Source organism: Actinoallomurus acaciae (genome assembly GCF_042429965.1).
GTDB classification, from domain to species: domain Bacteria; phylum Actinomycetota; class Actinomycetes; order Streptosporangiales; family Streptosporangiaceae; genus Actinoallomurus; species Actinoallomurus acaciae.
This window is the reverse complement of the sequence record NZ_JBHLZP010000291.1, coordinates 1-10568: the sequence shown is the minus strand read 5'-3', so window position 1 is coordinate 10568 and position 10568 is coordinate 1. Positions and strand designations below refer to the sequence as shown.

Annotated in this window: 10 protein-coding genes; 1 reads left to right on the top strand and 9 read right to left on the bottom strand. The window is 70.0% G+C overall.

Features of this window, described 5'->3' with window-relative positions; genetic code table 11:
• The first annotated feature begins 904 nt into the window (after positions 1-904).
• The gene (locus ACFFNX_RS30945) at positions 905-1228 is read left to right on the top strand and encodes a hypothetical protein (protein ID WP_378209407.1); all 324 of its coding nucleotides are present in this window, start codon (positions 905-907) and stop codon (positions 1226-1228) included.
• A gap of 1 nt (position 1229) precedes the next feature.
• Here the strand turns inward: ACFFNX_RS30945 and ACFFNX_RS30940 are convergent, their stop codons facing one another.
• The 9 genes from ACFFNX_RS30940 to dop all read right to left on the bottom strand — a co-directional run bounded on the left by ACFFNX_RS30940 (position 1230) and on the right by dop (position 10228).
• The gene (locus ACFFNX_RS30940; RefSeq protein ID WP_378209406.1) at positions 1230-1697 is read right to left on the bottom strand and encodes a DUF3291 domain-containing protein; all 468 of its coding nucleotides are present in this window, start codon (positions 1695-1697) and stop codon (positions 1230-1232) included.
• Positions 1698-1730: 33 nt separating this feature from the next.
• Entirely contained in the window at positions 1731-2372 is a 642-nt protein-coding gene (locus ACFFNX_RS30935; RefSeq protein WP_378209405.1) for a helix-turn-helix transcriptional regulator, read from the bottom strand.
• Positions 2373-2402: 30 nt separating this feature from the next.
• On the bottom strand, positions 2403-3317 hold the full coding sequence (locus ACFFNX_RS30930) for an FKBP-type peptidyl-prolyl cis-trans isomerase (protein WP_378209404.1): 915 nt from the start codon (positions 3315-3317) through the stop codon (positions 2403-2405).
• A gap of 25 nt (positions 3318-3342) precedes the next feature.
• Positions 3343-4473, bottom strand: coding sequence for an FKBP-type peptidyl-prolyl cis-trans isomerase (locus ACFFNX_RS30925; protein ID WP_378209403.1), 1131 nt, complete (start codon positions 4471-4473; stop codon positions 3343-3345).
• Positions 4474-4557: 84 nt separating this feature from the next.
• Entirely contained in the window at positions 4558-5916 is a 1359-nt protein-coding gene (gene pafA, locus ACFFNX_RS30920) for a Pup--protein ligase (protein WP_329234726.1), read from the bottom strand.
• A gap of 195 nt (positions 5917-6111) precedes the next feature.
• Positions 6112-6852: a proteasome subunit alpha gene (prcA, locus tag ACFFNX_RS30915; protein WP_378209402.1), complete on the bottom strand. Its 741-nt coding sequence runs from the start codon at positions 6850-6852 to the stop codon at positions 6112-6114.
• A gap of 47 nt (positions 6853-6899) precedes the next feature.
• Positions 6900-7748 carry a proteasome subunit beta gene (prcB, locus tag ACFFNX_RS30910; protein ID WP_378209401.1) on the bottom strand — a complete coding sequence of 283 codons (849 nt, stop codon included), beginning with the start codon at positions 7746-7748 and terminating at the stop codon, positions 6900-6902.
• 477 nt (positions 7749-8225) lie between these two features.
• Positions 8226-8435: a ubiquitin-like protein Pup gene (locus ACFFNX_RS30905; protein ID WP_285583207.1), complete on the bottom strand. Its 210-nt coding sequence runs from the start codon at positions 8433-8435 to the stop codon at positions 8226-8228.
• 278 nt (positions 8436-8713) lie between these two features.
• On the bottom strand, positions 8714-10228 hold the full coding sequence (dop, locus tag ACFFNX_RS30900; RefSeq protein ID WP_378209400.1) for a depupylase/deamidase Dop: 1515 nt from the start codon (positions 10226-10228) through the stop codon (positions 8714-8716).
• Between the last annotated feature and the right edge of the window lie 340 nt (positions 10229-10568).

Genomic DNA, 10568 nt, shown 5'->3' with positions numbered 1-10568 from the left:
CAGCCGGCCCGCGGCGGTGGTCGCGACCGGCCGTCGGCGGCGAGTCGCCGCCGCCTCCCGTGCCGTCACCGCCGACGCGTCCGCGCGACGCCGTCGTGCCTCGGGCCATCGGTCTCTCCGGTAAAGGACCGCAGCGGGCCGGCCGGCGCAGGGCGAGTTCGGTGCCCTGGCGTGGGTTGGGTCAGGTCGTTGATGGTGGCCGCCACGGTGGAGCCGCCGCGCCGCCTCGCCGCAGTGGCCTGATGGCTGTGCCTGGTCGCCGCACCCGCCCTGCCGCGGTATCGGCGCGATCGGTCACCTCGGGCCACCGAGGAGCGGAGCCGTGCGTACACCTTGATCGGCGCGGCATTGGATCGGCGGTCGGCTGCTCGCGTGCACCTGGGGCGGTGATCAGCAGGGTTCGTTGACGCTAAGGTTCGGGCTCCGACCGCTCCGGTCCGGCTCATCTGCGAAGCCCGGTGATCCCCATCGGCGGCTTCAGGCAAGGGTCGGGCCCGCGTCATGGGCATCCAGCGGGTCAAGGCTTGCCCTCGTCGTGGCGCTGGCGGCGGTCGGCCTTCACGGTCGCCTTCGTCGCGTGGGAACCGGTGGCACTCACGCCCACCTGCCAGGCGGTCGGTCCATCGGCCCGCCGACCCGGTCGCCGACCAGGTGCCCGCCGCCCGACAGGCGGGCGGCAGGGCCCCGGCGTCCGCGGTGAGGAGCTCTCCGACGTAACAGAGGCTGCCGGGGCGATCCCGACCGCCGGCGGCCTCGACGTCGGTGAGCGGCCGCGCGGCGCCCCTCGCCTCGGAGCCGCGCGTCCAGGCCGACCGGAGCCCTGGCCGGTCCGGAAACCGCGCATCCCCCGGTTCATCAGCAAGAGGCCATCCCGGAGTTCGTCCGCGAGCTGGCCTGGGGGCTGGTGACCGACCTCACGGCGGGCCTCGGACCAGCGCCTCGGGGCGAGTCGCCGTACCTGGGGGACCTGGACCGCATTCCGGTGAGCCGCGAGCGCGTCACCGAACGGCGCCGCGAGCAGCTGGAGCACCGGGCGCGGCACGGATTCGGCCGGCGGGCGATCCATCGCGGTGGCGATCTCGTGGGCGTGGCGGCGCTGAGCCGCCTGGGTTTTCCTGGTGCCCGGCATCGAGGAGTCGCTGGAGATCGGCTGCCGGGTCGGCCCGTCGCGGTGGGGACGGGGTTCGCGGCCGAGGAGGCGTCACAGGTCCCCGCCTTTACGTTGTAGATCACGTAGCGGCGGGTCGGCCGTCCGGCTCGTACGGTTGGCGGAACGTGAACGCATCCGGGCTCGGGCCCGTCTCGCGGAGGCGGGTCAGCCGGGCGAGTGCCTCCGTCACCGAGGGGATGTGGCCGGCCGGCACCCACCACAGCACCATGATCGGCTCTGCCGGGCGCTGGAACCACTCGCGGCGGCGCCGTACGTACTCCAGGTGGTCCGAGCGGTAGGTGAAGTCCCACAGCGCCTGGCGCGACTCCCACACGGACAGGTTGACGATCATGTCGTCGTCATCGTCCGGGTGGATCGAGGTGGCGTCCTGCCCGCCCTCGTCGGTCAGGCGCCACACGAAACCCGGGGACGCGTCGGCCAGGGCGTTGATCGGCTTGAGCCCGTCGACGAAGCCGGCCGACTCGAGGGCGTCCAGGGGTCGCCGCAGGCGGCCGACGTTGAGCTGCGCGAGGTGATGATCCGTCATGCGGGACAGCAGATCACTTCGGGCACTCTATAGTCAATGCTCATTATTTTTAGAAACGATCTCCACACAGCACTCCCCCGGCGTCGCTCGCATCCGCGCGCACAGACCTGTCTCCCCCATGCCTTCGAGCAGTCCCTCCACCAGAGCGAGATTCATGCCGCAGACCAGCGGCGGGAACTCCCGGGCCACGGCGTGGAACGGGCAGTTGCGCATGCGGACCGCCTCGCCCGCCCGGTACGGCGCGTAGCCCTGCCGCGCCAGCACCTCCTCCACGCCACCGTCCGCCGACTCCCCCGCCGTACGGCCGCGCCGCCGCGCGACCCGGTCCAGGTCGCTCTCTGCCCCCAGCGCGTCCACGACCTCCGCGAGCAGCGCCGCCGGCGTGCCGTAGTCGCGCGGCGGAAGACTCACGACGTGATCGACCGCGGAACGCCGGTAGAGCTTGGCGGGCCGCCCGGCTCCCGGACCCGACCGGCCGGGCGGACGGCGGAACACCACGTCGAGCAGGCCCGCGTCGGCCAGCCGGTCGAGGTGGAAGGCCGCCAGCGTCCGCTGGATCCCGGCCGCGTCGGCGGCCTCGGCACGCCCGACCTCATGATCCTGGGCGACCACGTAGTCATAGACGCGCCGCCGCACCGGATCGCTCAGGGCCGTGATGGCCTCCACATCGCTCACGCGCCCGATTTTAGGGAGCGTGCCGGCCGGTCAGTACGCGGCGAGAATGTCGATCACGAACACCAGCGTGTCGCGACGCGTGATGCCCGACGCGGAATGCCCCTTCGCGCCGTACCCCAAGCTCGGCGGAACCACCACCATCACCCGGCTGCCCACCGGCCTGCCGACGACCGCGCGGTCCCATCCGTCGATCATCTGCCGGGCGCCGGCCACCACCGAGTCCGGATGGCCGCGGCCGCGCGAGGACTCGAACGTCTTGTGGTTGCGCCAGATCTGCCCCAGGTCGTGGTAGACCACGACCTGCCGGGCCTCCACCGGCTTACCCGTGCCCTGCACGATCGTGCGCACCGTCAGCTTCGCCGGCGGGCGCGCCGACGGGATCGTCATCGACGGCACCGCGCCCGTCGTCACCCGGGGCAGGCCCGCCTCCGGCTGCGGCTCCACCGTGCCGTGCGCGGACGCGCCGTTGGGATAGACCGCCAGCACGTCCAGCACGAACACCAGCGAGTCACTGCCGCCGATCTGCAGCGCCGCGTAGCCGCTCGCGCCGTACCCCTGCCCCGGCGGGATCACCGCCACCACCCGGCTGCCCGGCCGCTGCCCGGCGAGCGCGCGGTTCAGCCCCGGCACCAGGTGCCCGTACGGGAACATCGCCGGGCGCCCCGCGTCGTAGCTGGTGGCGATCAGCTTGTGGTCACCGCCGTTCCAGCGGTAGCCGACGTAGTTCGCCGCGACCAGGTCGCCCGCCGCCACCTTGGCGCCCTTGCCCGAGTGCAGGGTCTTGACGCCGAGCTTGCCACCGGGCGCCGACCCCGGGATCGTCACCGATGGCTGCCGGCCGAGCGCCCCGGCCACCTTCACCCCGTCGGGCAGCCCTCCCCCGCTGCACGCGGCAGCGCACGAGACGAGGAGGGCCAGCAGAACCCACGGAGCGGCACGCCGCATACACCGACCTCCAGCGACCGGGTGATCAGATCGCGTCGAGGATATCGACAACGAACACGAGGGTGTCGGAGCCCTTGATGCCCGCCTGCGGCGACCCGGTCGAGCCGTAGCCCTCCTTCGGCGGGACGACCACCAGGACCCGGCTGCCGATCTTCTTGCCCACCAGCGCCTTGTCCCAGGCCGGGATCACCTGTCCGACACCGATCGGGAACCCGGCCGGAGCGCCGTGCTTGTAGCTGGAGTCGAACTCCTTGCCGGTGCGCCACAGCACACCGTCGTACTGGCCGATCAGCGTCTGGCCCTTGGCGACCGCCTTGCCGGTGCCCTCGATCAGCGTCTGGACCTGCAGCTTCGTCGGCGCCGAGCCCGACGGGATCTTGATCGTCGGGGCCTGGCCCGGCGCGCCCGGCGTGACCTGCGGGAGCTTCGCGTCGACCTTCTGCTGCGTGCCCTGCACCGACGCCGTCTTGCCGTAGGCCTTCAGCACGTCCACCGACAGCACCAGGTCATCGCCGGTGCCCAGCTTCAGCGCCTGCGCGACCTGGTCGCCGACGACCTTGTACGGCAGGGTCAGCTCCAGCCGCGTTCCCGGCGTACGGCCCACGATCTCCTTGTCCAGCGCCGGAAGCCCGGTCAGCTGGTTCGCGGTGCCCGCGGCCGGCTTGTTCTGCTTGAAGGTGTCCAGCAGCGGCGCGGGGGACTTTTTGGACTTGGCGGCCCACTGGTAGGCCGCCAGGTGCGCCACGACGAAGTCGTTGCTGCCGATCTTCGGCCCGGAGCCATGGATCAGCTCCTTGACGCTCTGCTTGACCGCCGGCTTGGCCTTGGGCACCGACACAGACGGTGCCTTGCCGAACGCGCCCTTGAACTTCACCGACGGAGCCGGCCGCGTCTCCCACCAGATGCCCGCACCGACGAGCGCCAGCACGACCACCACGCCTGCCACCGAGTAGATGATCTGGCGGCGCCTGGCGGCCTTGCGCGTCCCCTTGCGCGGTGCCGAACGAGTCTTGGCCCCGAGCGCGTGCGGGGTGAACTCGCTGCGACCGATGTCCCGGGCCTGCGGCATCGCCACCTTCGGCCGGGAATCCTGAGGCTCCTTGGTCTCCTCGGTCTCCTCGGTCTCGGTTTCCTCGCGGCCTTCGACTTCAGACATCTTCTCCACCGTTTCGCGGGCATGACGACAGCACGAACGCACCCAACCTTCTAGCAGGCACCTAAAGGTAGCGTGAGAACGCGGTCACATTCCCGCGATCAACTTGTCGACACGGTCGTCCACCGAGCGGAACGGGTCCTTGCACAGCACCGTGCGCTGGGCCTGGTCGTTCAGCTTCAGGTGCACCCAGTCGACCGTGAAGTCCCGGCGTTTCTCCTGCGCCCGCCGGATGAACTCCCCGCGCAACCTCGCGCGTGTCGTCTGCGGCGGCACCGACTTCGCCTCGAAGATCGCCAGGTCGCGCGCCACCCGGTCCACCGACCCGCGCCGCTCCAGCAGGTAGTACAGCCCCCGCCCGCGGTGCACGTCGTGGTAGGCCAGGTCCAGCTGCGCCACCCGCGGCGAGCTCAGCGGCAGATCGTACTTCTGCCGGTACCGCTCGATCAGCTGGTATTTCGTCACCCAGTCGATCTCCCGCGCCACCAGGTCCAGATCGCCCGTCTCCACCGCGCGCACGGTCCGCTCCCACAGGTCCAGCACCCGCAGCACCACCGGATCGGCGCCGCGCCGGTCGACGAAGTCGCGCGCCTTGTCCAGGTACTCCGACTGGATCTCCAGCGAACTGGCCTCCCGCCCATTCGCCAACCGCACCTTGCGCCGCCCCGTCATGTCGTGGCTGACCTCGCGGATCGCCCGGATCGGGTTCTCCAGCGTCAGGTCGCGCATCACCACGCCGGCCTCGACCATGCGCAGCACCAGGTCGGTCGCCCCGACCTTGAGCAGCATCGTCGTCTCGCTCATGTTCGAGTCACCGACGATCACGTGCAGCCGCCGGAACCGCTCCGCGTCCGCGTGCGGTTCGTCCCGCGTGTTGATGATCGGCCGCGACCGTGTCGTCGCCGACGACACGCCCTCCCAGATGTGCTCCGCACGCTGGCTCACGCAGTACACCGCGCCGCGCGGCGTCTGCAGCACCTTGCCGGCCCCGCAGATGATCTGACGTGTCACCAGGAACGGGATCAGCACGTCGGCCAGGCGGCCGAACTCACCGTGCCGCCCGACCAGGTAGTTCTCGTGGCAGCCATAGGAGTTGCCGGCCGAATCGGTGTTGTTCTTGAACAGATAGATGTCCCCCGCGATCCCCTCCTCGCGCAGCCGCCGCTCGGCGTCCACCAGGAGGCCCTCGAGGATCCGCTCACCCGCCTTGTCGTGCACGACGAGCTCATCGACGCTGTCACACTCGGGCGTCGCGTACTCAGGATGACTTCCGACATCGAGGTACAGCCGTGCCCCGTTGCGCAGGAACACATTGCTGCTACGGCCCCACGACACCACCCGGCGGAACAGATAGCGGGCCACCTCATCAGGTGACAACCGCCGCTGCCCGCGGAAGGTGCACGTAACGCCGTACTCGTTCTCCAACCCGAAGATGCGCCTGTCCACACCGCAAGGCTATGTGTCCGAGGACCGCAGTTGGTAGAGATCACGCCCGGGTGTACCGATCACGACAGCGCCACATCCGGTCGCCGGCCGTACGCATGAACCCGCCATAACCCGGCCCGGCGCCTTTACATTGTAGATCAAAAGCAGCGGCACCCGCCGCGACCTGCGAGGATCGCGACGGGTGCCGCTTCGGTCCTACTCGCCGGAATCGCCCTCGGAGGCGCCGGCCTCCGGCGTCCCTCCGCCGTCCTGCCCGGCCTCCTCCAGCAACTGCTTGATCCGCGCCGCCGGCAGGCGGCGGAACAACCGGTGGTCGCGGTTGCGGTCCAGCACCGCCACCTCCAGCTGACCCGCCTCCAGATGCCGGTCCGTGTCCTGCTGCTCCAGCGCGTGCACGGCCACGCCCAGCGCCCGCGCGAGCGGCAGACCCTCCTCGTACCGGTCCTTCAGCGCCGACGCGACCTGGTCGACCTGACCGCCCATCGCGACGTACCCCTGCTCGTCGGCGACCGAGCCGTCGAACGTCAGCCGGTAGATCTGGTCCGACGACACGTCCGCGCCCACCTCGGCCACCACGATCTCCACCTCGAACGGCTTGTTCGACTCGGTGAACACCGTGCCCAGCGCCGTCGCGTACGCGTTGGCCAGACCTCGCGCCGTGACGTCACGACGGTCGTACATGTAGCCGTTCACATCGGCGTACCGCACGCCCTGCTGCCGGAGATTCTCGAACTCGTTGTACTTGCCGACCGCCGCGAACGCGATCCGGTCGTAGATCTCACTGATCTTGTGCAGCGCCCGCGACGGGTTGTCCGCCACGAACAGGATGCCGTCGGCGTACTGCAGCACGACCACGCTGCGGCCCCGTGAGATGCCCTTGCGGGCGTAGTCGGCCTTGTCCTTCATCGCCTGTTCGGGCGACACGTAGAACGGCATGGACACCGGTGGCGTTCCTCACTACTCGATCGTCATTGGTCGGCTGATCATCGCAACGGCGCGGGCGGGCCGCCCGGGGCGCCCATCCGCCCCTCGACGACCGACTCCGCGAGCTCGCCGACCCGGTCGTCCGGCAGCCGCCGGTAACCGTCCGCCGTGACCACCGAGACCACCGGGAAGATCCGGCGCGTCAGGTCCGGGCCACCCGTCGCGGAGTCGTCGTCGGCCGCGTCGTACAACGCTTGGATCGAGGCCAGAACCGCCTCCTCCTCCGACAGGTCGGACCGGAAGAGCTTCTTCAGCGCGCCGCGTGCGAACACCGAGCCCGACCCGATGCTGTGGAACTCGTGCTCCTCGTAACGGCCGCCGGCCGCGTCATAGCTGAAGATGCGGCCCGCGTCGCGCTCCTCGTCATAGCCCGCGAACAGCGGCACCACCACGAGGCCCTGCATGGCCATGCCGAGGTTGCCGCGCACCATCGTCGCGAGCCGGTTGGCCTTGCCCTCCAGCGAGAGCGTGCGGCCCTCCATCTTCTCGTAGTGCTCCAGCTCCACCTGGAACAGCCGCACGACCTCCAGGCCGATGCCCGCCGTGCCCGCGATCGCGATCGCGGAGTACTCGTCGGCGCGGAAGACCTTCTCGATGTCACGCTGAGCGATGACGTTGCCCGCGGTCGCCCGGCGGTCCCCGCTCATCACCACACCACCCGGGAACGTCACCGACACGATCGTCGTGCCGTGGGGGAAGTGCTCACCCGGGGCCGCGGTCGCCGGCAGCTCCCGGTTTCCCGGCAGCATGTTCGGCGAGTGCACCGCCAGGAACTCGGTGAACGACGAGGGGCTCTGGCTCGCGAACGCGCCCGGCAGACGCCCCGGCGCGGAACCTTGCGACGTCACACGACTCCTTCCACTGACAGCGGACGCGATCGCCCCCGCTAATCAGACCCTACTGTCAGGGCGCCGTCGCGTGCATGCGTCATGATCCCTCCCCCCGTCCGCTCACGGCGAACCCGGCCGAACCGGCCGGATGTGGATCGCGTGCGAACCGGCTGAGCGGAGGAAGGCGTACTCAGTGGGCGCGCGGACTCTCCGGGGCGGCGGAGTCGTCGCGTGCGAACGCGTGGAGGGCGGCGAGGTCGTGCCCGCCGATTCATCCCGTCCCGAACAGCCGAATGGCGGCGACAGGCGCGTGATGTCTCGCCCGTCGCCGCCTGACGCTTTCGGTGGCCGGCGGCATTGCGCAGGTCGAACAGGCCTTGCAGTGGGGCGGCAGACCGTCCGGAGACTGCTTACGGCACCAGGACTCCGGCGCGGGCTTGACCTCGCCGCGGTCCTTGCAGGGCTTTTCGTCCGGGTCTAAACCTGGGGTTTGCCTTACTGACCGCCTTTTTGCACGTAGCTACGGACGAATTCCTCTGCGTTCTCTTCGAGAACTTCGTCTATTTCGTCCAGAATGGCGTCGACATCGTCGGTGAGCTTCTCGTTCCGCTCCTGGACGTCTTCGCTCGGGGCGGTCTGGGTCTCGTCGACCTCTTCCTCACGCCGGGTCGTCTGCCGCTGCCCGCCGGTATCCCTCGTCGCCATGCTGCGCCTCCACTCCTGCCGAGAGACCTCGACTCTATCGTCGCCCGCCGACAACCAGTGGATCACTCACCGTGTCCCACTGTGATCGGCGATCGGTCTCATGACGGCGTTATCACCACCGGCGATCCCTGCGAAACGGTCATACCGGTCACGACTGTGCATTGATCCTGAACAGGCGGCCGGGCAGGAGTGTTCCGCCCGCCGCTTTACCGTCGTCGGCGGCGCCGTCCACGGGGCGTTTCCCGTACGAACCGGCGCGTTCTGCGCCCTTCTGGGGGCTACTCCCCCGTCAGGGCGGTCACCAGGTCCGAGGCCGTACGGCAGCGGTCCAGGAGGGCGCCCACGTGAGCCTTGGTGCCCCTCAGGGGCTCCAGGGTCGGCACCCGCTGCAGCGACTCCCGGCCCGGGACGTCGAAGATGACCGAGTCCCACGACGCCGCGGCCACCGAGTCGGCGTACTGCCGCAGGCACCGGCCGCGGAAGTAGGCCCGCGTGTCCTCCGGCGGATCCTCGATGGCGGCGTCGATCTCGGCGTCGGTGGTGATGCGCTTCATGCGCCCGCGGGCCACGAGACGGTTGTACAGGCCGCGGTCGGGGCGTACGTCGGAGTACTGCAGGTCGACCAGCTGGAGCCGCGGGTGGGACCAGTCGAGGCCGTCGCGGCTGCGGTAGCCCTCCAGGAGTTCGAGCTTGGTGACCCAGTCGAGCTCGCTCGACAGCTGCATGGGGTCCTCGCCGAGGCGGTGCAGGACCGACTCCCAGCGGTCCAGGACCTCGGTGGTCATCTCGTCGACGTCGGCGCCGAAGCGGTCCTCGACGTACTTGCGGGACTGCTCGAGGTACTCCATCTGCAGCTGTACGGCGGTCATCTTGCGGCCGTCGCGCAGGGTGAGCAGGTGCTTGCAGGACGGGTCGTGGGAGACCGCGCGCAGCGTCGCCACCGGCATGTCCACGGACAGGTCGACGGTCAGGAAGCCGTCTTCGATCATGGCGAGCACGAGGCCGGTGGTGCCGAGCTTGAGGAAGGTGGAGACCTCGCTCATGTTGGCGTCGCCGATGATCACGTGGAGCCTGCGGTACTTCTCCGGGTCGGCGTGAGGTTCGTCACGCGTGTTGATGATGGGGCGCTTGAGCGTCGTCTCCAGGCCCACCTCGACCTCGAAGAAGTCGGCGCGCTGGCTGATCTGGAAGCCGTCGGTGCGGCCGTCGACGCCGATGCCGACGCGGCCGGCGCCGCAGACGACCTGCCGGGTCACGAAGAACGGGGTGAGGTGGCGGACGATCTCCGAGAAGGCGGTCTCCCGCTTCATCAGGTAGTTCTCGTGACAGCCGTACGAGGCGCCCTTGTTGTCGGTGTTGTTCTTGTACAGCTGGATGGGCTGGGTGCCGGGCACCTGGGCGGCGCGGCGGGCAGCGTCGGCCATGACGCGCTCCCCTGCCTTGTCCCAGACCACGGCGTCACGCGGGTTGGTGCACTCCGGTGTGGAGTACTCCGGATGCGCGTGGTCGACGTAGAGGCGCGCTCCGTTCGTGAGGATGACGTTGGCCAGCCCGAGGTCCTCGTCGGTGAGCTGGGTGGGGTCGGCGACCTCACGTGCGAGGTCGAACCCGCGGGCGTCCCGCAGGGGGTTCTCCTCCTCGAAGTCCCACCGTGCCCGCCTGGCCTTGGCCGCTGATGCCGCGAGGTAGGCGTTGACGACCTGCGAGGAGGTCACCATCGCGTTGGCCCCCGGCTGACCGGGCACGGAAATGCCGTATTCGGTCTCGATTCCCATTACCCGCCGCACGCTCATAGACCTGAGCCTAATGCGCGATCGCCGTGGTCTTGCGAGGCACGGCGGGATCGTGACCCGATTCCCCTTGTGGGGACGGGCTCAGGAGGGGTCCGAACGAGATGCCGAGCCGGGCTTCGGCGCGACGGTGTTCTCACGGCCGTTCCAGGTCAGAGTAAAGACCCGGCAATCGGGGCGGAGGGGGGCGACGGTGCCGGGGTATATCCGCCCCGAGGAGCGGAGTTCGCCGGAAATCGGCGGCCGAGGTGCCGCCGACGGTATCCGCGCGCCAGGTCACGGGCGGGTGGCCCGCCTGCGACCGGCCCCGCCGGAACAGCCGTCGCGGGCGGCCGGCGTGGTG

Excerpts from the sequence above, each read along its gene's own strand:
- dop (WP_378209400.1), bottom strand. The coding sequence starts at position 10,228 with ATGAGCGTGCGGCGGGTAATGGGAATCGAGACCGAATACGGCATTTCC.
- ACFFNX_RS30925 (WP_378209403.1), bottom strand. The coding sequence starts at position 4,473 with ATGTCTGAAGTCGAAGGCCGCGAGGAAACCGAGACCGAGGAGACCGAG.
- ACFFNX_RS30930 (WP_378209404.1), bottom strand. The coding sequence starts at position 3,317 with ATGCGGCGTGCCGCTCCGTGGGTTCTGCTGGCCCTCCTCGTCTCGTGC.
- prcA (WP_378209402.1), bottom strand. The coding sequence starts at position 6,852 with ATGCCGTTCTACGTGTCGCCCGAACAGGCGATGAAGGACAAGGCCGAC.
- ACFFNX_RS30905 (WP_285583207.1), bottom strand. The coding sequence starts at position 8,435 with ATGGCGACGAGGGATACCGGCGGGCAGCGGCAGACGACCCGGCGTGAG.
- ACFFNX_RS30940 (WP_378209406.1), bottom strand. The coding sequence starts at position 1,697 with ATGACGGATCATCACCTCGCGCAGCTCAACGTCGGCCGCCTGCGGCGA.